Source organism: Paenibacillus sp. J31P190 (assembly GCF_059692075.1).
The window spans coordinates 1-24,857 of the sequence record NZ_JCAUAS010000023.1; the positions used below are offsets into that span (position 1 = coordinate 1).

Consider the following 24,857-nt stretch of genomic DNA (forward strand, 5'->3'; position numbering starts at 1 on the left):
CCTTCTAGATAAGCCAGGACTGCTTCTAGTTTCTCCTCGGTTGAGTATTTAGCCAAAAAAACTGCACCTCCAATTGTTAGACTGTGTCTAACAATTGGGGTGCAGTTCACACAGCCAGCTCCTCACTTTATCAGATATATAATGATAGTTATTACAGCATCCACCCCATAGAAGTGTATTTTTCATTATTACCCTCCATAATTTATCTTGGGATACAGTCGATAAACGTTTCGAGCGATCCATCAAAAGGAAATGCTTTTATTCTAATAAGTTCCTTTAAGCTCAGTAACTCTTGCCAAGCTTTATGAATTAGAGCTTCTGGATAAGCAAATTTTATTGCATTGCTCTCAAACTCATCTTCGTCAACAACCTTCCATTCACCGTTTCTTTGTACATAATCCAGGTCTAAATCTACAAAAGAAACAATGTTACCTTCAATTTTCGCAGGCTGATTTATATTGCAATAAAATTGTTGAATTTTGCCGCCAACTACGTCAGCACTAACAGTAAACCATGAATTAAATGAGAAATATTCAACTGTCCAAGCTTCTACGGTAAAAACCTTTTGCTTCGTGTAATGATTTAATTTTCTTCCGTACTCGCCTAGGACAAAAATGTGTGAATCCGTCTTTTCTAATAAAGTTGTGTTCCACTCATAATGTAGTAAATTTCCATATTTTAAAGCCTGAATTGTTATTTGATTAGCCATTGTATCATCCTTAAGACTCATAATTCCTTTGTCATAAACACACTATAAGGGTCTTCTATGTAATCGGAAAAGGGCTTGCAGTATTGAAACCCAAAACTTTCATACAGTCTTCTAGCTGGTCCGAAAGCATCCATTGAGCCCGTTTCCAAGCTTACCCGTTGATACCCGCGTCTCTTGGCTTCTTCAATGATGTGTTCAAGGATTCGCTTTGCAACGCCTTTTCTTAGATGTGATGTAGAAGTTCGCATTGATTTTATCTCGCCGTGTTGACTATCAAGTTCCTTGATTGCTCCACAACCAACTAATTCATCTTGTTCCCATCCGCTCCAGAAGGTGATTTCCGGTTTTTTCAATTTATCCAGATTTAGGGCATGTGTACTTTCTGGCGGAGATAGCGATGCCATATCCTGAAGATGTTCTCCTATTAATGCAACCACGTCAGGTCCAGTTAAATCATCTATTTTAATATCCATTAAAATCACTCCAAGTCTCTATTTTTTAATCATTATATTACGTTTTAAAATATTCATCTACAATATCTACCCTTATTCGCCAGTGTCAGCGATCAGGCGCTTATTCTCAATCGCCGCCGAAAGCACGATAAGTGTTGAAGAGAAACCGTGCGGGTTACACGAATCAAGAAAAACGGTAAAAGATTCCATCGATTCGGTAATTATTTTCATCATAAAATTATATTCCCCACTGATGCGGTACAATTCGATGACATCCGGGGATTGCGTGCAGAATTCCTGGAAGTCCAAACAATTGTTCGTCTTGAAAAGCACAAACGCCGTGACGTCTTTGCCTAGTTTCTTAGGCGAGAGAACTGCCTTGTAACCGGCGATGATCCCCTGTTCCTCAAGTTTGCGGATCCGTTCCGTAACGGCCGGCTGTGTCATCGCGATCGACCGGCCAATTTCGGCAACAGGCATTCGCGCGTTCTCATGCAGCAGCGATAGTATTTTACTGTCGATTCCGTCCATAGAGAGTCCTCCTTTATTTTATATGCTGAAATCATAATTTTAACTTTAATATGAAGGTTCATCGGCGATTAATAACATGATTTATATATGTAAATTATAGCTCTAACTTTATACAATGTCATTGTAATTAAATTTAAAGGAGTGGATAACAAATGATCACAACAAAATCACTTACCCTCGACACCCCTCTAACCATTGGCAGCTTCGAACTTCGTAACCGGTTAATCATGGCGCCTATGCAGCAATACAAAGGCTCGCCGGAAGGTTATGCGACAGAACATCATGTTCAGCATTACTCTAGAAGGGCGAATGCAGTCGGATTAGTGATAGTGGAATCGACGGCTGTATCCGATAACGGCAGACTGGTGCCTAACGACATCGGTATTTATTCGGATCGTCATACCGATGCGTTAAAAAGAGTAACCGATGCCGTTCATACCGAGCATACACCAATATTCGTTCAACTGTCTCACGGAGGAAGAAAGTCGGCGCCGGAAGTAACGAAGCGGCTCATTGCGCCAAGTGCAATTCCTTATGACGACTCATACGGAGTGCCTGCGCAATTGTCGGTCTCCGAAATTGAGGCCCTTATGGAGGATTATCGTTTGGCGGCCCGACGCAGCATCGAGGCAGGTTTTGATGGAATTGAGGTACATGCGGCACATGGATTTTTGATTCACCAGTTCATGTCGCCGGTATCTAATCACCGCAGCGACGCATACGGTGGTTCGACTCGCGGCAGGGCGAAGTTTTTGCAAGACACACTTGCCGCAATCCGCTCCGAAACCGGCAGTAATTATCCGGTTATCGTGCGGATCTCCTCGACAGATTACGTCGAAGGAGGCCTCAATCCGCTGGAACTTGCACGGATGCTCAAACCAATCGCAGCGGACGGTCTTTTGGACGCGGTTGATGTATCATCTGGCGGGCTGCTGCCCATCCAGCCGACGGATACTCATCCAGGCTACCAACTGCCTGACGCAGCCATCCTTAAACAGCATCTACACGTGCCTGTCATCGCCGTCGGTAAAATCTATTCCCGCAGCTTTGCGAATCGGATCATCGGGGACGGGCTGGCGGATGCTGTAGCTATCGGGCGCCCGATGCTGGAGGACCCCGATTTCGCGCAGAAAATGATTGGTCGAAAGGAGTGAAGCTCCTGGACTAGCCGCCGCTGTCGTTACAAAGGCACTATTTTATGAGGGAAAATATTAAAACCGCCAACTTTGGGCGGTTTCTTTTCTTAACATGTCCTTTTAATAGAAAAGAGGAGCTGCTTTGCAAGCTCCTACATTATCGTTGGACATTCGTTGAACATCTATTTGGCTCTTCATTCATTAAGTTGCGTCGTTTGCCGCAGCGTTCTGCCTTTTCTGTATTGCATGCATTCCCATGATTACCGCTACAAGTTCGTAAGTATCCAAAAAGTCGCATTGATTGTTCAGAAGAAAAGCACCTGAAGAAAACCAGCCGTTTACTTGTTCAAAACGGGCAACAAACGCGCCGGATTCATCGGATATCTCATATTCCTTTGAAAATACTGGGGATATAATCTCGTAGCTACCTCGTGTTTCGGTTTCATAGGTGAATTTCTTGGTTAAAAACGCAAATCTGCTTCTCAACACGCCTAATTGCTCCCCATTGGCACCCGTAACCTCCCATTTGCCTGAGAAGATTGGAAAACTTCCTTTGCACAACAGCTGGCCATTCTGCCCATACACATCGATCGCAGAGCCAAAAGAGCTCTTCAAATCTAGATGCCCGACTTTTTTTTCCTGTTCGTCCAGAATCTCCGTAACACCGCTATTAAAAAAATTATCCCGAAAGTATAGATTCAGTACACTCGCCTCCCCACTACTCACACCGATTGTTACGTTTTAAATTTAGACGGAGTGAACAAGAAATAAGTTTATCTTCTTATATGTGTATTTTTTCCTTGAATATCGCTTTTGTAAAGTCATCCCCCCTAAATAAAATAAGCATTCACCCAATGTGAGTGAACGCAGCATGGTTAAGTATTATTATTCGTATTTGTTATATGAGTTTACGTATTTGAAAATTATCTTCGAGCAATACCCAATTTTGCGGAAACGGATAACCAAGTACCCAATAACTGACCCCTCTCAAGTTATATTCCTTGACCAGATCGAATTTGGCCTGGGCACTTCTTGCATCTTCGAACCAGACTTCATGTGTATGTTGATTTTCATCTATATAGCGATAGTTTGGCGTTTGGGACAGCTGATCATACTTGATCTCCGCCCCATGTTGAATGGCTCGACGAATGGCTTCTTGCATATCAAATGTCTCTGCCTGTTGTCCTTTCACATGAGGAAGGAGCCAATCACGTGCGTATAACTGAAAGCCCATAAATATTTTATTTCTAGGAATCACAGTGACCGCATAGTCAAGAACGCGTCGTATTTCGTTGATGGGGGATATGGATTGAGGAGGACCGAATCTGTATCCCCACTCATACGTCATGAGTACGACGAAGTCGACAATGTCTCCATGGGCAGCATAATCGTGAGCTTCGTAGAGCAAACCCTTTTGCTCTGAACTGGTTTTCGGGGCAAGGGCGGAAGATACAAAAAAACCTTTATCATGCAGCCTGCGGACAGCAAGTCGAAGAAATTGATTATATAACTCACGGTCGCTAGGATATACGTTCTCAAAATCAACATTTAAACCACGATAGCCCTTGTTTTCCATAATCGTTAAGATGTTGGTCACTAGCTTATTCTGCAATTCGGGACTGGATAAAATGGTGTGTGCCAGCTTCGATCCGACTTCTGTTGCTGAGAAATTAGTGATTGACATGACCGGTACGACATGTTTCTCATAGGCAGCTGCGATGAGCTGCTGATCATCAGCGGGCTCAAGGGTTCCATCGTCCTTCATTCGATAACCAAAAGGGCATAAGTACGTTAGATGCATCCCATCCTTCCGAACTTGCCCGGCAGCCACCTTTCCAAAAACATTGGTATAACCATTGACATCGATAATCTGCCTCTGCTTTTCTGGGATTTTCAAGTTATGACCCGGGAAAATAAGCGCAGGATTTGTAATCTCATTAGCTTGTGCAATGGCTTGCATAGTAACGCCGTATCGATGAGCGATCTCCCAAAGTGACTCACCCTTCCGCACGGTATGATACAAAACCGGAATAATTAATGATTGATCCGGCCTGATTTGTGTGACATCGCTTATTAAATTTGCCCGAGCAATAGCCTCTATTGTGATGCCGAAACGCCCGGCAATCGTCCCAAGCGTGTCTCCTAATCTAACCACATATTCGGGATAAGGAGCTGGGATGACTAATGCCTGACCGATGACTAAACGATTGGGTTCTCGGAGTTCATTGACGGCGATAATCCGATTGGCATTCACACCATAACGACCTGAAATCAGCCATAGATTCTCTCCTCTTTGCACCACATGAATTTGCACTTTTATACCTCGCTCTCGCCTTAAACTTCTATCTGTACTTTATTCCGCTAATGTCTCTAGTGATTTGGGCGAATACCCAATTTAATGGAATCAAATCCACTCTATTTCGGTACAAAGGTATTCCGTCGCAAAGGTGACCAGCGTATCTATAATCTTTATCAACAGAATACTGTCCGATGTCATTAAATGATGACTGATATAGAAAGGCCTTCCTACGATTTAGTAGAAAGGCCCTTTTCTATATCAGTCGTTTATTGTGTTTTCTATAATCAGCGAACAAAAAACGGATTCTTTGATAATTGAATGATATATGTTGTTTTAGAGCCTGAATTAAGGATTTTCTGATATAACTCAGAGGGTGTTGATGCATGATTTGCTTTTCCTCTTACTCTAACAAACTTGTAATGTTTAGCCGCGCGCCAGGCTTTAATAATGCCCTTTCCTGTATGCTGCGTATTAGCTTTGATATATACCGAGTTATACTTTTTCAAAAAAACAGAAAATGTAGAAAGGTTGAAAATCATTGTTGGTGGTAGGTATTTAGCAATTTCAGGATACCTCGAGTAAAAGCGATGAAGGTTCCACTTAGCCAGCCGGGCTAACTTAGATTGCATGCCATCAATCCTTTTCCAGCGTTTATTAGACAGCATATTATGCTGATCACAGGATGGATACGACTTCAGCGGAGTAAAACTGATATTGATCGTACTTCCTTAGTGTTATGTATACAATTTAGAACATCAATTTCTTGAGATAACCAGGAACAATACGGCTCACCTTTTGCTCTTTTCATAACAAAACAACCCCGTAATCTTTCAATTATTACAACACCAGACGTGTGAACCTGCCTTGGAAATCAGAACATCCGTTAATTTAAAAACAAAAAAACCAGCAAACACAAGGTTGCTGGTTTCTCTTGAAATATTCTGCAGACATACGCTGCTTTAGTTACTAATGAATTCCTGTACCCATTCGCCGTTATAGAACGCAACACCGATTTGGGTGAAGTTGGGGCTAAGAATGTTTTGACGATGACCTGTGCTGTTCATCCATGCTTTCATGACAGCTTCAGGCGTTTGTTGACCTTTCGCAATGTTTTCACCTGCGTAGGAATAGCGAATGCCATATGTGCTCATCATATCAAAAGGAGACCCGTAGGTCGGCGAGGTATGATCGAAATAGCCGTTGTTGTACATATCCTTCGCTTTGTCCAAAGCCATGGCTGTAAGTGAGCTGTTGCTAGTTAATGGACGAAGTCCTGCCTTAGCTCGTTCTTGGTTAACTAAGTTAACCACTTGGCTAGCAAATGCTGATTGGGATGGCGCAGTCGTAACTGTCGTTTTTGTACCTGCATTTGTACTCGTGCTTCCAGGGATGTTGAGGCTCATACCTGACCAAATCACGTTCGGATTGGCAACCTGAGGGTTTGCCTTAATAAGCGAAGATAGGCTTATACCATACTTCTGGGATATTAACCACATGGTATCATTACCTGATACTGTGTGAGTTGCTGGTGCGGCCATTGCCGCGCTCGATCCTGCGAGAATGCTCAATCCTATTGCGCCGGTAACTACGAGCTTTTTGTAACGTTTCAAAATAAACCTCTCCTTTTTGCGGCCTGCGAGGTTAGCTGTCGGATTCGGATCAAAGAGTAATCACCCGGCCGCAGATAGCGGCTTCACCCCAAATAATGGTTCCCCCGTGCTTGCTGGAAGCTTCGGCCTTCTGAGTTATTTGATCCACAGGATCTTACAAATTGTATCATGTGAAATCATGGAGAACATGACTCAAAATTTTCCAAGAGCATCCATTACGTTTGTTCGCATGTAAATAATCCCCTCATTCAATTAATATATCCAGTGGTATTCCTAAGCTTCGGTACAAGTAAATGATATAAGTTCCCGATAAGCAATCCTATAAATAAGTACATCAAACCTCCAAAAATGCTATAAATAACTGCACCCACGATCGCGCTAAGGATGCCAAAAATGACTTGATCCTTATTTTTTGCCGGTGAAGTAGGCGGATCTGTAAGCATAAAAAGAGCAAAGAAAAGGGATGCATTAATAAAAGGCGATCGAAGTGCGTCAGTGGCGTCTCCGACATCAATAATCCCCATAATCAATAATAAGATGAAATAAGTTCCTAGAAATGAAAAAACTTGATGAAATTTGTTTACTCGGTTCGTCACCATGTATCCGCCAATCAAAAGAAACACAACTGTCCATGTGGGAAGATCCCCGAATGCGCCCCACCAGCTTTGTCCTGTTCGAAAGAAAAGGATGGATAGCAGCAGTCCGAATGCCGCTGGATTGAAGATTGGTTTTTTCTTATAGACAAATAAATGTTTCGACAAAATAGCCATAATGGAAGTTGCAGCAACAATATACCATGAGGAAGTTGTGCTTAAGATTAAAGCTATGATTAACCCGGTTATTACCGCACCATCCGGCATCATTCGCTTCCTTTTGGCAATACGGGAACAAAGAGTATCCACGGCTGAAGAAGCAACGACGGCAATGATACTATTATAAATGCCTCTAATATCTAGTGACCATATGGAGGCTATTAATAGAAAGGCAACCAAGGAAACTATGACATATCCCTTTGGCGTTTTAATCCATTGGTTAACTGTCAATTTATGTACCCCCTACTCTATATATTAGTAAATCGGATGATATCAAGATTCCCTTGAGATCAACTTGTTCTATTAACGTTCTCCCGCGGTCCAACCCCAATAAGAAGAAGGCCGTCGAGAAGGCGTCCGCCATCATAGCGAAAGGGGCGATGACGCTGCAGCTGACCCATTCGTCCGGTGATTGTTTCGTTTTGGGGTCGATGATATGATGCATACCGGCTTTTAATTCGCTCTTGCGCTCGTAACTTCCAGAGGTACAGACCGCCTCATTCGATATTTCAACCGTTTGAATGATTTGTTCTTTGTACTCGGGATGCTGAATGCCAATTCTCCACTTGCTGCCGTATTCGTCTACTCCCCCAGCATAGAGGTCACCGCCAGCATTGACGACAAATCCTTCAAAACCTTTCAACTCGTTTGCGGCCAAGTCGATTGCGAATCCTTTAGCCACGGCACCTAAATCAATCACCATCGGCTTCCGCAAATACAATGTACGATCCTGCTCATTTAAGATGATATCCCGATAGGAAGCGGAACCCACTGAGGAGCTTTGAATGGTTTCCCCAGTTAAATAATGCTGATTGAATCCCAGTTCTTCCATCGCTTTTCCCACCGCAGGATCAAATATCCCATTCGTCCATTTCGCCACTTCCAAACCAAACTTCAAAGGCTCAAATAAAAACGGACTTATCCGAACGGGAGTTTTTATGACTCGACATGCCCCCATCAATTCACTATCTAGACTGAAACGGCTGCAAGCTTGTTCGACTTTCCGAAATGCCTCAAAAGCCCGATCAATGGCTGTTTCTGTCTGATCCTTTGATTTCCGAGTGACGACCTGTATATCTACAACGGTATCCATAAATAATTTCGTTTTTTTCATGATTTTGTCCATTATGAGTTTCGCGCCTGAGAAAGCGCATCTTGTACGGCATCTTTAAATGCTTGTGCGCTGTACGTTGCGCCCGATACATTCCGTACCTGCGCACTTTGTTTTTGTACCACTTCTTGAGGCAGCCCTACAACATCATCAATTGTATAATGCATGGCAAAATGGCTGATTTCAACATCAGTAATTTTATCGCTTTTAATGGTGACAGCCACCTGAATTGATCCACGTCGATTGCTTCCTGTCCCCGTATAGGTACCCTCTTTATAAAGTCTATTTATTTGATTGCTTTTAGTTTGTGTAACTTGGACTTGTTGTTGTTGTTGTAGTGGTTGCTGAATCGTTGCCTGAGTTTCCGTTGCGAAATATCCGGCGGCATAAATAGCTCCAATAGCTGTTGAACACAGAGCGACCCACTTTTTGTTCATTTTTGCCATGTGAATCCCTCCCATATATCATGTTTCATCGATAGTTTCATTATATGGAGCAACCATTAAAATTTTCTTAAGATTAACTGAAAGTATTCGGTGTTATTGTTAGCTTGGAGAACTAAAAAACTCCCATCCCCAAAAAGGGATGAGAGTAACACGTCCGCTTGTTAGCGGAGTTAATCGATTTTGGCAGCTCTTTATTCAACGTTTAACGACAAAACTCCTCCTTTTTCTAATTCGTCCTGCTTCCTATTTTAGAAACAATTCCATTATCTTGCCGCCTGCATAAATACCTACTATTCCTAAAATACCTGAAAGTACAGGCGGTGCGGGCAAAGGCAGCTTTAGCACCTTGAATAGAACGCCAATAATTAAACCTGCTCCTAATGACAACAGAAGCTCCTTCATACTTTAGACACCTCAATGTTTGACTGCATCCTTAATTTCGATGGCTTAATTGCTTAGCATATTACTTGTTGCTTTCGATGTTGACTGCGATCGCACAGGCTGAGGACCTTTTGTCATACTGACATAGTGTTTAACCACATGTAGGACCGTTCTCAATAATTTGCTTCAAAGGGCTGACAATTATTACAATAATCGAAACAGGAATCGGGTAATGCTGCCTCCCAAGTAAACTACCGTCACTTCTTCACCATTTTCAAGCATATGAAAAACATTAAGAAGCCCTTCACATAGGAAACATTCCTCCATCACCGCTTCACCTCTATGCCATTAGGTGCGAACAATTTGATGGCAAACACTTCAAAGTAAGGCGAACCATAAGTAGCTATGAAATCAAACCGGATTTGGGCTACGCCTTTCGCATTCACCTTATGTTTATTCAATGTGAGATAATTCCCACTGATCTTAATTTCCCTCTCGGTTCCGTCTCCAAAGATTAAAGTAATAGCGTAGTCCTTAATCAGAGGTCTAATCGGATCATCGAAATGCTCCAAATCCAGTTCGGAATTGAAAACAAGTTGGATTTCCTCCAAATCTTTAGGTGCAGCAAAAGTAAATTCCAACCATTCATGTCCTTCTGTTCGTTCAGAAATCCATCCATTTGGCAAGCCATAGGGTCTGGAATAACCGTTGATGACGTTCATAGGTTCAAACATGTTTTGAGCAGGTTGCAGTTCCTTAAAGCAAATGCTCTTATTGAACTTCTTCAATTTAGAGGGTACTTCCGGTCTATAATGGAAGCTGACTGCACCTGTGATTTTCTCTTCATTACCGTACACGGCAAGGCTCTCAGAAGCTTCTAACACAATGTAAATTTTATTATCCGCAGGCTTCTTGCAACCCAAATCCAACGTAATCCAATCGTCATAACCAGCCAGGATATCCACGCTGTAACCACTCAGCTCATTAACAGGAATATAGTTTTCCTTCCATTCCCCGTCAAATAGCTTGATTCTCAAGGTTTCCAACCGTTCGGAATCGTTCTTGACTTTAATCCGTACACTTTCACCAGTGTCCGTTTGAATCGGTACAACCAAACACAATCCTTTATCCAGAGGAATGGCTTCTGTTGCATGCTCATTGTCAAAGGCCCGCTGGGACGATGCCCGAACGCTTAACCCGTCAGTGAAGTAAGGGTTCACTTCTTCTTTAAGCCCTACAATCGTTTGTCCGTCTCGAAGTAACAGTGTTTGCAGCTCTCTGATATAATCTTCTCCTATAGCAGCCGGGTCCACGCCGTATTTAACGCATAAAGAAGCAGCCGTTCCAACCGCCTGTCCCATGCATCCGCACGTAGCCATTACCCTAGTTGATCCGAAAGCGACATGAGTAGCACTGATATTCCGGCCAGCAAACATCAAATTGGGGATATTTCCGGAGTACAAACTGCGAAAAGGAATGTTGTACAAGCCAGGCACAAAATTCCACGCTGTAGCCGGTCCATCATCATAAATGCCTTTAGCGGCGTGCAAGTCCATGTACCACCCACCAACGGATACAGCATCTTCGAAATGAGGCTTTGATGTGAGATCGTTCTGCGACAACATATAATCCCCGATAAAACGTCTCGACTCCCGTTTCCCCGGAATTGGGCATACATAATCCAAGATCAGTTGATCCACATCGTCGAATTGGCCGCTATTTTTGATATAATCCCAAATCCCGTAAACCAATTTCCGAAGCTCCAACGCGATATCTTCATTGTTTTTAATAATATCCAAATGACCGCCGTATTCCAGCCACCACAAACCGCCTAATCCATTGATTTTCCTGGGAATAGCTCGATGGTTTAACCCCTTCCTAATACTATCGAAGAAGCTTAATTTCGTAATATCGTAGGCAAACTCAGGTCTCTTAAACGGAACAGGATACCCCACATCACGAGCTTGAAAAAGAATCGTATCTCCCATGGTGTAATGGTCCGCCACTTCAGGAGCCAAATCTTCATTGAATTCGTGCTTCGCTTCTCTCCCCCATCTGAAGAGAGCGCCTGCTTGATAACCGACTACCCCGTCACCAGAACAATCGATATAGGTTGGGCTTTCAAAGCGAAATTTTCTTTCAGAAGCCAATTGCAGACCATCCACCCATTTGATTCTGCCGTTCTCCATCCCCGTTTCATGCACGCATGTATTCAGAAAGAGTGAAATGTTAGGCTCTCCATAGACCATATCCAGCAAGGCCATATCCGAAATCGAAAACATCAGCTTCTTGTTATATAAAGGGTTATAATGGAAAATCTTCAGCTTAAGTTCATCCACAAGACCGCCTTCGCGTGCATAATAAGATGGACTGTTTCCGAGATAAGCCGATCCGTTGATATGTACCCTAACCTCGCTGCTAGCATTCCCGCCAAGAACAGGCCGATCATTGATGAGTGAAACTTGCAACCCATGCCGAGCGGCAGCAATGGCAGCGCAAACACCAGCAATTCCCCCGCCTACAACGGTTACATCCGATTTGATAATCTCCATTTTGATAACCTCCATGATTAGATACTCCTATCATGGTAGTTCATTTCATATCCGGTTTTTTACAACATTTCGAGAAAAATTCATACGATTTTTTGCTGCTTCATTTCAATTCATACCGGGTCATTTTTATGCGATATTGCTTTGGCGTATCCCCCGTATGTTCTTTGAAAAGTTTACAAAAGTAACCTTCATTCACAATCCCTACTTCCTCGCACAATTCCAAAATGGAATAATCCTTAACCTTTAACAGCTCAAGAGAGAGTTGAATTTTTTTCCGATTGATGTAACTGATCACGCCTTCGTTCATTGTTTTTTTAAATAGACTGCTGAAATATGATGGAGCCAAATTCACATCTTCCGCAATGGCTTCCAACGTTAATCGTTGCTTCAGATTTTGCTCGATAAACCGCATGGCTCTCATGATTTCTACACGATGAAGAGGTTTTCCAGCCTGTAAATATTCGAAAGCGAAGTCGCAAATATAAGTGAGCTGCTCCCTGAATGTCATGAAATGGATAGGGAACTCTTCTAATTCTACCGTTAATGCGCTTCCTGATTTAAATTTCGCTGCAATATCCCTGTACAATTCACGCAGCAAAGGTGCCATGATGGCCTTATGAATTCTGTTGGCTGCAACAAATTCGTATAAAGATGAAATTTTCTGCTCGAGTTCTTCCTTGGTAACTTCCCTTTGCATCCATACAAGGAACTCAGTTAGCTTTTGCTGAATTTCCACCTTTTTCTCGTCGTGATATTGGAAACGGTGCGCAGGCGTTTTGACTATTTTCACAGTCGAATAATACAAGTCCTTACTCACATTTGCGGCTTCCGTGTATGCTTTTTTGATAGATTCCCAGCCACGGTGCGTCCCGCCAAAAGCTACGGATACCGTTTGATTCAAATATTGATTTAAATTGGCCACAATCTGGCTGCCCAGCGTCTGGCAAGCATCTTCCGTATCCATATCACTGCGATTATTTTCCCAAGAAAGAAAACCAATAAATTGATTATCATATAAATCTGTAGCTACACCCATGCCAAAACTCATCACGGTTTCTTCAATCACATTGGCAATCGCATATTTCAAAATGCTCTGGTCAGCTGCCGAATATTCATGCCGAAAGCTTTCATAATGGTTCATTTCAACAATAAAACAGCAGTAATAGGATTGAAAAAAATGAAATTGCATGCGATTTGCAAAATCTGATGCCCGATGAGATGGAATCTCACCACGGATCAGCTCATTAAAAAATTGCTTGCGTGCTCTGTATTTATTTTCTAGGACGGAAACATGTAAAGATTGAAATTCCTCTTCCTTTTTCTTCATCTCATCCAGAACCCCGGCTGCTTTATCCAGTGCCCGCTCAACATCTGCTTCCCTCAAAGGAACTTTAACAATGTACTCCAATATGTTGGCATGAATAGCTCTCTGTGCATATTCGAAAGAAGAATAAGCTGTCAAAAGGATATATTGCGTATGGGGAAGCTGTGGTTTCAGCTGCTCAATCATGGAAATTCCATCCATTTTCGGCATGACAATATCCGATATAAGGATATCAGGCTTAAGCCTCAGAGCCTCTTCCATTCCTTGCAACCCGCTATTTGCTTTTCCCACTAAACGGAATCGTTGATCCTTATTTGTAAGCTCTCGAAAGAACAGCTCTAATCTTTGAATAATCAGATCTTCATCGTCAACAATGAAGCAGGTATACGTTCTCATCATCATGCATCTCCTTTCAAAATACTTGTTGGAAATATCGCGCGGACACAAGTTTCCATCTTCGGTATGCTGATGATTTGTAGGCCATACTCTCCACCGTAATGAAGCCTTATTCGGCCATGAATATTATTCAGCCCGATCCGTTTCCTTTTTACTTCCAAATCACTCGACTCGGCATTTAAAATAGACGCTATTTGTTTAGCCGAAATTCCCTCGCCATGATCAATGACTTCTACCCTAACAAAATCTCCGTCCCGATACGCTTGAATAGTGATGGAACCTTCAATTTGCCCTCCATTATAACCATGAAAGATACTATTCTCGACCATGGGCTGCAAGAGCATTCGAAAAACTGGAAAATCCAACAAACCCGCTTCGATCTTCTCTATTAGCATGAAGTTCCGATTATAACGTATGTTCTGGATCTCGATGTAATCCGATACATTCTGTAGTTCTTGGCGCAGCGAAACTTGCTCCGAAGCATCGGATATTCCGTATTCCAATATAGAAATAAGTGACCCGATCACCACATCCACTTTATCGATTTGCCCAAGACGTATCACATTGCTGATAGAGCCGAGCGTATTATACAGAAAATGAGGGTTAATCTGCGATTGCAGAACTTGGATTTCCAGCTTACGTTCAAGCTCGTTATGGAGCTCTGACCGTCGAATCAGCTCCCCAATTTGCTGCAGCATCCGGTCGAAAGCTTTGGAAAGATCCCCAAATTCATCATTACGATCAATGGAAATTGTGGTTGCTAGATCACCTTGTTCCACCCGTTTCATTTTCGATTTGAGCGAATAAAGCGGAGTCCGTATGTATTTGGCAATAATAAAGGATATGAAAAGACTTAATATGAGACCGGCAAGAAGAAGCCAAATATAATAGGTTTCTAGTCGAGTCAAAGCTGCCGCCATGCGTGATTCATCATTAATCGAAATAATGAACCAGTTGAATTTCTCCGTAGGCTGTTTCAGTAGGGATACCGGCACCCCTTCTCGGGTATGCAATTGAAAGCTTGTTCCGTTGGCATCAAGAATTTGTTCCCCCGACGTATCCCCGATTGAAAAAGTGTGGTCTTGCACATCCAGGGGGCCAATATTTTCAGAAAACCCGGCAATGATTTTACCAGTAGCAGTAATTAGCGCCAGATTCATATGTTCTTGTTTATTAATTTTGAATAGTGTGTCCTCAATCGCGTTAAGGTCTAAATCTACCGCAATTGCCAATGGAGACGGCGAACCGTTCAAGTACCGGACCATCGTCACCGTCCAGCCGGAATACTTGGACTTATATGGTTCACTGACAATTGTTGTCCCTCTATTCTTGTCTGCCGCGTCAAACAGAGGTAATCGATCAGGAAGCGGTTCATCGAAAATTCGGGTTGGCGTGCTGCCGCCGATGATGGATAAATCATTCTTGATCAAATAAATGTTACTGACATAATTGCTGTTAAGCTCATACAGCTCCCTTAATTGTTTTTGGATCACTTCTTTATTGTTAATATTGGCTTTCACCGATGTTTCGAATGAGAAGAGAATCGTCTGAAACGATGAAAAGTTAACGGTTAAATATTGGTCTACCTTAGCCAGAATTTGTTTCGAGTAATAGGCGTCGTTGGTTCTTATTTCCTTTTGAACATATCGGTAGGACAATTGGCTTATCAAAATAATGCAGCTTAAAACAAACGCAAAACATATAAGAAATAATTTCAGAGGCAAGCTAATTCTTCTCCGCATGGGCCATCTTCCCTTTAAGTCTGTATTTATCACAAGAATAGCATAGTGCAACAAAGAGAGGGACATAAATTTTTTCATATCATTTGGAGACATTCCTCCGATTGTTCCTATCATAGCGTGCCAAACGAGGTTAAATTTCTTATATTTTAAGAATTTCTTATAAGATCTTTATCTGAATACAAAAAAGACCACTGCATGGAACATGCAACGGTCTTCCTAAACAAATAAAAAAGAACAGCGATTAAAGTGAGCCTGAAGCTTGACTGACCAATGACACCAGCTGCCCGGAATCAAATGAATCCCCTTTACGCAGCTTCAGTGTTTTTCGTTCCGGGGGACCATCAAACATGCCTTCTGGAAGCTCCAGCGTGGCAGCATTAAAGATCGTAAAGCTGACCGCGTCTTTCGACGTCGAGATGACGGCAGCGTATTTTCCGTTTTTCAAAAAATGGGGCTTCTTATACTGAATACGTTCATGTACATCCGGTATAGCCTGGTGGACAACTTCACGAAGATTTTTGGACTGTTCCCCCTGCCATGGTTCTTTTAACGCTTCAATAAAATCGGTTACTTCCTGATTCATATTGATACACTCCTTTATGAAAGTAATGGTATATTATATTCTTTTCAACATGTTGATTTGGTCCTCTAAATCGGTTTCCAAGGCTATTATTCTTGGGTCTCGCGTAAAATCCATATTTTCTTTGAGCTCCCGCATCTCGATTTCGAATGCCCCGTTTCCTCTTGGAATTGGCATCCGGAGCGCCATATCTGCAGCCTCATCTTCTGAACTCACATCGATCAGCGTATATCCGGCAATAAGCATTTGATCTGCCGGAAAAGGGCCTGCCTTAACTTCCGGCTCTCCGCCATGTAGTGGATACAATATCCTGATCCCGCTGGAGCTAGGCTGAAGCTCTTCTGAAGCCAGGAGCGCACCGGATTTGGCTAAAGACTTCTTGTATGCAACCATAGCATCATTGTGTTCCCGGCAGATCTTTACACCCGCCTCCGAGTACCCTGTCGCCTTGAAAATCAACATAAATCGCACGATCATTTCCCTCCTTGTGGGAAGATGACTTGAGGCAGCAGCTAGCTGCCGTAACCCTTCCCCTACTATGACAACGAACGGGAAACTATGTAATCGACAAGGCGGCTAAAAAATTTATTTCGATGCTTCAAACTCACAGTCAGCAGCTCGGTTCTTTAAAAGCTCCTGCTCACGGACATTCTGGGTCATCGACACCGCACGTTCAAATTCTGTACGAGCTTCATCGAACCGCCCCAGCTTCACTAGGAGATCACCGCGAACGCTTGGGAGCAGATGGTATCCCTTGAGTGAAGGTTCGGCGTACAGCTCATCGACAATCTGCAGCCCGAAGGCAGGACCAAACGCCATAGATATGGCGACCGCCCGGTTTAACTCGACGATCGGTGATGGCGTTACCCTAGATAACGCTTCATAAAGCGCTGCAATGCGGATCCAATCGGTCTCAGCTGCGGTAGGCGCCTGTGCATGGCAAGCAGAAATTGCTGCCTGCAACGAGTATGGACCGAGCGGGCGTCCAAGCTTCTGGCTGCGCTCAAGTGCTGCCAATCCACGGCGGATTAGCAAGCGATCCCAATGCGCCCGGTTCTGGTCCATCAAAAGCACGGGTTCGCCTGTTGAGCTAACTCGGGTTTTAAACCGCGAGGATTGAATTTCCATTAAGCCAACTAATCCGTGAACTTCCGGTTCATGAGGTGCGATTTCGGCAAGTACGCGCCCCAGTCTAAGCGCCTCCTGACATAGCAGAGGACGTATCCAGTGATCACCGGAGGTCGCCGAATAACCTTCATTGAACATAAGATAAATGACCTCGAGCACTGTATACAGACGTTCTTTGAGTTCTTCTCCTACAGGCACCTCAAAAGGAACTTTTTCGGCGCTGAGCGTTCTCTTGGCCCGGACAATCCGCTGGGCAATCGTAGATTCGGCAGCAAGGAAAGAACGTGCGATTTCATCAGTGGTAAGCCCGGATAACAGGCGCAGTGTTAGGGCAACTCTCGCATCCTGTGATAACACCGGATGACAGGTCATAAAGATCAGACGAAGGAGATCGTCACCGATCTCCCCATCCAAAATACGATCCATGTCTTCCTCTGTATACAAATCCATACCGTTGGCAATCTCTACGTATTTCTGATCACGCAATTTAGTCCTGCGCATATAATCGATCGCGCGCCGCTTAGCCGTCGTCATCAGCCAGGCTCCAGGATTGTCTGGAATTCCGATTTCCGGCCATCTTTCAAGGGCAATCACCAATGCATCCTGGGCAAGATCCTCTGCGAGACCCACATCCTGTACCATTCGCGTTAATCCCGCGATTAGCTTTGCTGATTCAATTCGCCATATTGCATCAATAGTCCGCTGTGTAATAGACAATGTCACGCTTTCTTCTGCTCCTGAGCCAGTTTGCGAAGGAGCGCTTCTTTCTCCTGCGATTTGGTATCGCTCGTTAACTCCTCAAACTCAAATACCTGTCTGAGCTCAATCTCGCCTTGTCCATATCCGTGGGGATCCGGCATGCGTAGAGCCCATTCTATAGCTTCTTCCCTGGATTTGACTTCGATCAGCGTATATCCCGCGATCATTTCTTTCGCTTCCGTGAATGGACCATCAATAACCTTTGGTTTGCCTCCAGGCTCCGGATAAGATATCCGGATTCCGCTTGAACTGGGTTGCAATCCATCGGCAGCAAGCAAAACACCAGCTTTCACCAATTCCTCGTTATACTTTTGCATGGCATCAATAAGCTCCTGGCTGGGCATAGTCCCCGCCTCAGAATCTGTTGTAGCTTTAACTATCATCATAAATCTCATATGTGATTACCTCCTATTTTTAGTGTAGCTTCGTTATTTTTTCGGCGGCAGGATGTAGTATTCCTGCAGCCCATAGTTTGACGCTTTGGGGATACTCACGCTTTAAAACTAAAGAATGCCCATAAAGAATGCTGTAAGCTCCGATGAAATCATTTTTGTATCAAGTTTCTTGGTATGGCCTAGTCCCTTTTTACTCAGCAGTTGCGCATTGGGCAGCACGTTGGCTAGTGCCTGTGCACCGTGACGCAACGCAACCGGGCTCTCTGTACCTTCGAGTACCAGCGTTGGGATCGTGACTGTGCTCCACAATTTGGTAGGCAACGACTTTCCGTCTATATATCCATCCAACAAAGCCGCATCATAGGGGAGTGTGTGTGCAACGGCCATGAGCCTAGACCACACACCTGGCATCATGCGCATCAAGCTGACAACGAATGAAGGAGCCCCCATGCCCTTGGTCATAAAGTACTTGATTGCCTCTGCCCGGCGATTAGCGGAAATAAGCTCAGTAACGTGCATTACGAAATTTTTCGGCGGCATTCGATCGGCAGCATTGACTATAAATGGAGGTTCATGCAGAGCCAGTTTCGTGATGTTTACCCCTCTTGCTGCTGCCTGCAGGGCAAGAACCGCCCCGGATGACAATCCCCAAACACATGCCGAGCCGCCAGCTTCATCAATCAATGCCTGAAGATCTTCAAACTCGCGCGCTATGTCAAAAGGCTGTGTGTCTTCGCTATCGCCGCGACCGCGGCGGTCGTAGTTGTAGACCGTGAAGTGCTCTGACATCAGATTTGCCAGCTGCACCAGCCCCGGAAATTTTCGGTAGCTGAACGCACCTGCTACCAGAATGAGTGCTGGCCCTTGACCCACTTTGTCATAAACGATCTTGGTACCGTCTCTTGATATTATTGAATACATTGTATGTCTCCTTTTTTTGTTGTTTTACGTTCAGTCGTGCTGTCACGCTCAACTTTATTTCTAGTTTGTTTTGGGACTAGATCGGATTCCTCTTTTTACTGGATATCCGAGCCTCTATAAAGACGACGAACCGTTGACGACAAAATCGACACAACTTCAAATAAAAATTTCAATATATTGATCCGTGTCCCATTTAACCTGACGCAGCTTAATCACTCCCCAGTCGAATCCGCTCGTTTTTAGCATAGAAAATCGACAAGTCTATCCGATAACACAACAGGCTGCCAATAATGCCGGCAGCCTGTTGTTTTGATGCACTCGTATTCCGTCGTTCTAGTTATACTAACTGATACGTTTAATTCTTGACCGCTGCGATCAAGAGGAAAATGGGGCGACGGGTTTCGTCTTTCATTTCTGGATACTTATCCAAAGTTTCTTGCGTTGGTTGAGGTTCGGAGAGTTTCATAATAGTAAAGCCAGAATCTATTAACGCATTAACATAGGTAGCGATAGTTCGATGATATTTGACAACATCATTGTCCAGAAATCTCGCCTGCCGTAGACCTTCATTCTGATAGTCGTCGACAGGCCAGTGCAATCGCTCGCCCCCCGAACCATAATACCAGTCTTGTGCAGCGAGTGCAGTAAAGATCGGATGTTCTACCGAAAGTATAAACGATCCTCCTGATACAAGACAATGATGTATGTTACGACAAACGATTTCGAAGTGCTCCACATAATGAAGAGCAAGCGAGCTGATCACAACGTCAAACTCCCCTGCTTCAAAGTTGATGTCTTCAATTGCGAGCCTCCGATACTCAATCGTGGAATCATTGTTTTTTTCTCTGGCATACGCTAACATTTTCTCAGAGAGATCTACGCCAACCACTGACCGGGCTTGTTGTTCTCTTGCATATTGGCAATGCCAACCAAAGCCGCATCCAAGATCAAGAACTCTTTTATCTCGAAGCGCGGGAAGCATTGCACGAAGTACGGGCCACTCCCCGGCAGCATTTAGTCCACCAATCGAGCGAGGCATCTCACTGTATTTTTCGAAGAATCCGAGATCATCATATTTATTCTGTTTCATATTAACCCAAGACTCCTAACTTGAACTTATATTCTCACCCTGCCAAAAGATAAGTATATTGTTCTTTGATTTATGGTATCTAGAGTTTATCATTTAATTGTGAAAGACTTTATTGAAAATTTTATTTTAACTAAACAATCCTGTTTATCTAAAAGTACTGTTTTAGTGCAAATAGACTTTAAACTATTGAATCCAAAATCCGTCACATCATTCTCCTGGTTTCGCAGACATCCGCATATTATTTGCTTCTTTGTTCTATGTTTAACAGTAGTAGAAAATAAAAAAGACGGATGACGCCCCTGCAGGGGGACAAAGGCAAAGCGCATGCCAATGTCGGCATGCGCTTCTAAGGCTTCGAAAGTTTTTATTCTTCTTTAGCCGTTTCCACATATTTTTTGAAATTATCTAAAATCGCCTGCCATCCGGCTTGCTGCATCTCGATAGCGTTGGTCTCTTCCGCTTCGAACGATTCGATGATTTGCGTTTCGTTGTCTCGGCCAATAAAAGTGATCTTCACTTTTCTACCGTCGCCAAGCGTATAGGAGATGCTCTCGTTCATGCTGACCTCATCATATACGCCGCCGAAATCAAATCCCATGCTGCCGTCCTTGGCTTCCATTCTCGAGACGAATTTACCGCCGGCCCTCAGATCATTCTCGGCAAACGGAGTATGCCAGTCATCGGAAGCCTTACTCCATTGCTTAATATGTTTCGGCTCCGTCCAATATTTCCACACGCTTTCGACGGGAGAATGAACGATTGTTTCTACCGTTATCGTTGCCTGATTACTTGTTCCCATTATATAACCTCCTGTGATGAATCTATTATTCTCAAATATTACCATAATCATTCACAGCTGTCGATAAGTCTGAAGTGCCCTTACTCTAGAGGTTTCTTCGGGCATTAAACCCCAACGAAAAATCCCCTCCAAGTAATTCGCGCTGTCTTCTTAAAGGGGATAATTTCATATGCTGACTGCCTGCTTGATCTTTAATATGGAGCGATTTTTCAGTTAAGTTGAGTGAGATTCCTTTATTTATGAGTTAGCATTTGATAGAAGTGGCATGATTCTTTCTATCCAATCACCGTTCTCTACCGATGGTTGCTTAATAGATGGATATTAGCATATTTGCTCCATGTCGCTACTTCTTTGATAGCTGGCAATGACTTAATTTGCGAAATAAGAATTGCTTTTGCCCTATCTATTTTAATTGTGGGAAATTGCTTGCAAATTAGGGTCCAAAACTTTTCCTCTGAGATTTTGCCAGTCCATAGTTCTTCACGCATTTCCTGTTTAAACTTAACAAGCATTTCATAAGGTACTTTGGACATTTCGGATAGTTCTTGCCAGAAAAATGGCGAAAAATTTGTAGCTAGAACTCCTGCTATATCGAGAACTAATTCTCTTTTCATAGTCATAACTGAATCCCCCTTATATAACATTGTGAGGACATTATTCGATACTTTCATTAGGACTACAAAATATGAAATAAAGGCTTTTCCCTTGTAAAATGAACGGGAAGGCCGGTGAACTGTTCCCGCAGTCGTTCCGCCAATTCCTTCATGCCGGGCTCTTCACTTTCCGCGTGACCCAACGCGATGAATGCCTTGTTCTTGCCTTGATGAACAGCGTCGCGAATATATTCCGGCGTTTCCCATTCCGGCCCTTCTCCGACGATAACCAGGTCGAGCTTGTAGTCTTTCAGCAATGGGAGCGCCAAGGCTGCCCCCCCTCTGTAGCCTGCCAATAGTCCAATGCAGGTGCAAGGCATATCTATTTTCCCCACTACACGCACGAATGGTATTTGAAGTTTTTCCTTCAAATATTGCACCGTACGTTCAAGGTTCATGCAAGGAATTTGCACAACCGTTGCGGCGGGCAAATGCTCTTCAACGTAGGGCGCCCAGCCCAGTGCGTTAATTAACCCCATCATAATACCGTCCGTTTTGTAACGGTGAATATGATCGTGATAACGATAAATGGCGATTCCGGTACGATCAAGCAATTCGCGCTTTTCGTTGATAACTGAATCATCCTGCCCCCCCATCATATCCTCCTGGTGACGGTAAAACGGACTTTCGTGTGAAATGATCAAGTTGGCTCCTAAAGCCACAGCCTGTTCAATCACAGCCTGCGTGGCCAAAAAAACAACGACAATTCCCGTTACTTCCGTTTGGACCGATCCGACTAACAATGAATCCACAGTGGGCTCGTTTACTGGAGCCTGCTCTAACAATCGATCAATAACCTGTCCAATTGTAATCGTCATCCAAACCATCCCTTATTATGAAGTGATCAGCAAAATAAAGACGGGACTGTAGACAAATACAGGTGGCCACGTCAGTTTGTTCGTCCCGTCTTCCATATATTAATTTATGATACGGCCGTATTCGTCACGAATGCCCGATTTGCGGAAGAAGTAGGTATTGATCTGGTCACGCCACTCCTTCGCATGTGCCGCTTGCTCTCGCAGTCGGCTCCTCACATCTTCGAAGCGTTCTGCATCTATTTTCCCCTCTATCGAACTCCAGATCTGGACCAATTCCTCCGCCTGAAGAACGCCGTCGAAGTGAGTATCATAGATGTGCTGGATGACCGTCTTACCCGTCTTCAGTTTGTGCGTATATGGCACATGATGGAAAAAGAGAAGCAATTCATCCGGACATAACTCCCTCGACTCGTACCATTCCGAACGCGGCGCAAAGTATTGGGATGTGTACCCTGTTCCCGATTGGACGGTTCGGTCTACGCCGATGCCTTGGCAGTCGGCAAAATGGTATGTCCCCCATCTCGAATATTCGTAACCGTCTACGTTCGGACCATAATGGTGACTCGGATTGACCATCCATCCTACGCCAAGAGGAGCTGTGTAATTTTCATAGATTCTCCAGGAATCGAGAAGCATCTTCGTCACACTGCGTACTACATCATTGTCAGACCCGAATGTCATATAGATCCATTCTTGCGTGATTTGCTCAGCTGATAGCTGTGGATTCCAAGCAAGCCTTCCAAAGCCATATAAATTGGCTTGTGCAAGCGTGTGGCCGGTCCAATTCGGGTTGTCTCCGATATTCGATACCGCCGCAATGCCTCCGAGCCGTCTCCCGAACAACTGGCCGCTTGCCGCTTTCGCAATCGTACTTCCGCTCCCATGGGCAAACGTATCGAAATCGAGAACCTCTTTCCACTGGGGGATCAGATAGCACAGATGTCTCTGCTGGCCCGTGTACTCCTGCGTGATCTGCAGCTCCAGCACCTGATTCGTCGCGGGCATCGCTCCGAGAAGCGGAGAAACCGGCTCACGGACCTGGAAATCCATGGGGCCGTTCTTAATCTGCAGAATGACGTTATCGCGAAATTTTCCATCAAGTGGTGTAAAATGATCGAACGCCGATCTCGCCCGGTCGGTCTTGCTATCGCGCCAATCCTGATCACAATTGTATACGAAGCAGCGCCAAATGACGATCCCGCCGAAGGGCTGAAGCACTTCCGCCAGCATATTCGCACCATCGGCATGGTCACGCCCATAGGTGAACGGCCCGGGTCGCCCCTCGGAATCTGCCTTTACCAGGAAGCCGCCAAAGTCCGGGATCTCTTGGTAAATCTCCTCAGCTTTCTCCTTCCACCATTGCCTGACACTTTCGTCAAGCGGGTCTGCGCTGGTCAGGCCTCCAAGCTCTAACGGACTGGCGTAGTTGACGCTTACGAACGTTGAGATTCCATAGCGCCGGAATATGCTGGCGACCCGAGCGACATCCGGTAATAGCTTATCCGTAATCAGCAGGGATTCTACGGAGTGTACGTTCACGTTATTGATCGAAATGGCATTGATTCCCACCGATGCCAGCAAGCGGGCATAATCACGGATTCGCGACATGTCTCGAACAATCTCGTTATTTCGGTAGAATATGGATTTCCCCGCATAGCCCCGTTCAATCGAACCGTCCATATTATCCCATTGGTTTAGCATTCGCAATCCGTTCGCGGGCGTTTCCGTTATCGCAATATCAGCCAAACTCTCGCCGCATTGCATCAGCCGCAGCAGATGGAAAACCGCGTACAAGGCTCCATTGGCCGATTGGCCGGCAACCACAAGTCTCGATTGTCCATCCATCGATACGTTTCTGATCACGTAACCGTCTTCGGATCCATCCGGCCAACTTAGCTCGGCATCAAGACCTTGTAACTGCCCGCGAACGCCGATCAGGATGCAGGAACTCCCATTGGAAGCCGTGGAACGGAGGGGTCTCACTCCAAGCATAGCATCGAGACCATCCATTAACTCCGCGACCGCAGTCTGAAGCACCTCTGATAAAGGACCGAGCACGGCGATCTCTCGTGCCCATTCCTGGTATTCCTCTACTCTCTTGTCATCGTTTATCGGCGCATTGCGTAACCAGCAGGCATATGCGTTCGTGATGTGACTCATCGTGATACCTCCGCTAGTTTATGTTAAATAGCTGACGCTTACCATGTAACCCC

Annotated in this window: 25 protein-coding genes and 1 riboswitch; of the genes, 1 reads left to right on the plus strand and 24 read right to left on the minus strand. The window is 44.3% G+C overall.

What is annotated here, in order from left to right:
- Nucleotides 1–202: 202 nt before the first annotated feature.
- From AC58U0_RS29190 to AC58U0_RS29200, 3 genes are all read right to left on the minus strand, one after another.
- Nucleotides 203–709 carry a DUF402 domain-containing protein gene (locus AC58U0_RS29190; RefSeq protein WP_497382348.1) on the minus strand — a complete coding sequence of 169 codons (507 nt, stop codon included), beginning with the start codon at nucleotides 707–709 and terminating at the stop codon, nucleotides 203–205.
- 17 nt (nucleotides 710–726) lie between these two features.
- A complete protein-coding gene (locus tag AC58U0_RS29195; protein WP_497382349.1) occupies nucleotides 727–1,182 on the minus strand; it encodes a GNAT family N-acetyltransferase in 456 nt (151 codons plus the stop codon).
- Between the two features lie 72 nt (nucleotides 1,183–1,254).
- Nucleotides 1,255–1,692 carry an Lrp/AsnC family transcriptional regulator gene (locus tag AC58U0_RS29200; RefSeq protein WP_497382350.1) on the minus strand — a complete coding sequence of 146 codons (438 nt, stop codon included), beginning with the start codon at nucleotides 1,690–1,692 and terminating at the stop codon, nucleotides 1,255–1,257.
- A gap of 152 nt (nucleotides 1,693–1,844) precedes the next feature.
- Between AC58U0_RS29200 and AC58U0_RS29205 the strand changes: the two genes are divergently transcribed.
- Entirely contained in the window at nucleotides 1,845–2,846 is a 1,002-nt protein-coding gene (locus AC58U0_RS29205; protein WP_497382351.1) for an oxidoreductase, read from the plus strand.
- A 183-nt stretch (nucleotides 2,847–3,029) separates the two neighbouring features.
- On the opposite strand, the gene AC58U0_RS29210 is transcribed toward AC58U0_RS29205, so the two are convergent.
- The 21 genes from AC58U0_RS29210 to AC58U0_RS29310 form a co-directional block, all read right to left on the minus strand.
- Nucleotides 3,030–3,554 carry an LURP-one-related/scramblase family protein gene (locus AC58U0_RS29210; RefSeq protein ID WP_497382352.1) on the minus strand — a complete coding sequence of 175 codons (525 nt, stop codon included), beginning with the start codon at nucleotides 3,552–3,554 and terminating at the stop codon, nucleotides 3,030–3,032.
- A gap of 172 nt (nucleotides 3,555–3,726) precedes the next feature.
- Nucleotides 3,727–5,142: a glycoside hydrolase family 18 protein gene (locus tag AC58U0_RS29215; RefSeq protein ID WP_497382353.1), complete on the minus strand. Its 1,416-nt coding sequence runs from the start codon at nucleotides 5,140–5,142 to the stop codon at nucleotides 3,727–3,729.
- A gap of 269 nt (nucleotides 5,143–5,411) precedes the next feature.
- Entirely contained in the window at nucleotides 5,412–5,756 is a 345-nt protein-coding gene (locus tag AC58U0_RS29220; protein WP_497382354.1) for a YheC/YheD family protein, read from the minus strand.
- A 330-nt stretch (nucleotides 5,757–6,086) separates the two neighbouring features.
- Nucleotides 6,087–6,737, minus strand: coding sequence for a CAP domain-containing protein (locus tag AC58U0_RS29225; RefSeq protein WP_497382355.1), 651 nt, complete (start codon nucleotides 6,735–6,737; stop codon nucleotides 6,087–6,089).
- A 5-nt stretch (nucleotides 6,738–6,742) separates the two neighbouring features.
- A riboswitch (cyclic di-AMP (ydaO/yuaA leader) is annotated at nucleotides 6,743–6,875 on the minus strand.
- A 110-nt stretch (nucleotides 6,876–6,985) separates the two neighbouring features.
- Nucleotides 6,986–7,780, minus strand: a complete 795-nt coding sequence (locus tag AC58U0_RS29230; protein ID WP_497382356.1) for an RnfABCDGE type electron transport complex subunit D — start codon at nucleotides 7,778–7,780, stop codon at nucleotides 6,986–6,988.
- Between the two features lies 1 nt (nucleotide 7,781).
- Nucleotides 7,782–8,663: an FAD:protein FMN transferase gene (locus AC58U0_RS29235; RefSeq protein ID WP_497382357.1), complete on the minus strand. Its 882-nt coding sequence runs from the start codon at nucleotides 8,661–8,663 to the stop codon at nucleotides 7,782–7,784.
- Between the two features lie 11 nt (nucleotides 8,664–8,674).
- On the minus strand, nucleotides 8,675–9,106 hold the full coding sequence (locus tag AC58U0_RS29240) for an FMN-binding protein (protein WP_497382358.1): 432 nt from the start codon (nucleotides 9,104–9,106) through the stop codon (nucleotides 8,675–8,677).
- A 243-nt stretch (nucleotides 9,107–9,349) separates the two neighbouring features.
- Nucleotides 9,350–9,508, minus strand: coding sequence for a XapX domain-containing protein (locus AC58U0_RS29245; protein ID WP_057302270.1), 159 nt, complete (start codon nucleotides 9,506–9,508; stop codon nucleotides 9,350–9,352).
- Between the two features lie 305 nt (nucleotides 9,509–9,813).
- Nucleotides 9,814–12,054, minus strand: a complete 2,241-nt coding sequence (locus tag AC58U0_RS29250) for an FAD-dependent oxidoreductase (RefSeq protein ID WP_497382359.1) — start codon at nucleotides 12,052–12,054, stop codon at nucleotides 9,814–9,816.
- 85 nt (nucleotides 12,055–12,139) lie between these two features.
- A complete protein-coding gene (locus tag AC58U0_RS29255) occupies nucleotides 12,140–13,762 on the minus strand; it encodes a response regulator (RefSeq protein ID WP_497382360.1) in 1,623 nt (540 codons plus the stop codon).
- Nucleotides 13,762–15,501: a sensor histidine kinase gene (locus AC58U0_RS29260; protein WP_497382361.1), complete on the minus strand. Its 1,740-nt coding sequence runs from the start codon at nucleotides 15,499–15,501 to the stop codon at nucleotides 13,762–13,764. Before AC58U0_RS29260 ends, AC58U0_RS29255 begins: the two co-directional genes overlap by 1 nt.
- Before the next feature lie 241 nt (nucleotides 15,502–15,742).
- Nucleotides 15,743–16,084, minus strand: coding sequence for a DUF1801 domain-containing protein (locus AC58U0_RS29265; RefSeq protein WP_497382362.1), 342 nt, complete (start codon nucleotides 16,082–16,084; stop codon nucleotides 15,743–15,745).
- A 33-nt stretch (nucleotides 16,085–16,117) separates the two neighbouring features.
- On the minus strand, nucleotides 16,118–16,543 hold the full coding sequence (locus AC58U0_RS29270) for a YciI family protein (RefSeq protein WP_497382467.1): 426 nt from the start codon (nucleotides 16,541–16,543) through the stop codon (nucleotides 16,118–16,120).
- Between the two features lie 123 nt (nucleotides 16,544–16,666).
- Nucleotides 16,667–17,932, minus strand: coding sequence for an RNA polymerase sigma factor (locus tag AC58U0_RS29275; RefSeq protein WP_497382363.1), 1,266 nt, complete (start codon nucleotides 17,930–17,932; stop codon nucleotides 16,667–16,669).
- On the minus strand, nucleotides 17,929–18,363 hold the full coding sequence (locus tag AC58U0_RS29280; protein ID WP_497382364.1) for a YciI family protein: 435 nt from the start codon (nucleotides 18,361–18,363) through the stop codon (nucleotides 17,929–17,931). Before AC58U0_RS29280 ends, AC58U0_RS29275 begins: the two co-directional genes overlap by 4 nt.
- Nucleotides 18,364–18,471: 108 nt before the next feature.
- A complete protein-coding gene (locus AC58U0_RS29285) occupies nucleotides 18,472–19,284 on the minus strand; it encodes an alpha/beta fold hydrolase (protein ID WP_497382365.1) in 813 nt (270 codons plus the stop codon).
- Between the two features lie 355 nt (nucleotides 19,285–19,639).
- Nucleotides 19,640–20,374, minus strand: a complete 735-nt coding sequence (locus AC58U0_RS29290) for a class I SAM-dependent methyltransferase (protein ID WP_497382366.1) — start codon at nucleotides 20,372–20,374, stop codon at nucleotides 19,640–19,642.
- Between the two features lie 364 nt (nucleotides 20,375–20,738).
- Nucleotides 20,739–21,173, minus strand: a complete 435-nt coding sequence (locus tag AC58U0_RS29295; protein ID WP_497382367.1) for an SRPBCC family protein — start codon at nucleotides 21,171–21,173, stop codon at nucleotides 20,739–20,741.
- 293 nt (nucleotides 21,174–21,466) lie between these two features.
- Entirely contained in the window at nucleotides 21,467–21,793 is a 327-nt protein-coding gene (locus tag AC58U0_RS29300) for a hypothetical protein (protein WP_497382368.1), read from the minus strand.
- A gap of 56 nt (nucleotides 21,794–21,849) precedes the next feature.
- Entirely contained in the window at nucleotides 21,850–22,644 is a 795-nt protein-coding gene (locus tag AC58U0_RS29305) for a Nif3-like dinuclear metal center hexameric protein (RefSeq protein WP_497382369.1), read from the minus strand.
- 99 nt (nucleotides 22,645–22,743) lie between these two features.
- Nucleotides 22,744–24,804 (minus strand): alpha-glucuronidase family glycosyl hydrolase, encoded by a 2,061-nt coding sequence (locus AC58U0_RS29310; RefSeq protein WP_497382370.1) that lies wholly within the window; start codon nucleotides 24,802–24,804, stop codon nucleotides 22,744–22,746.
- Nucleotides 24,805–24,857: the final 53 nt, after the last annotated feature.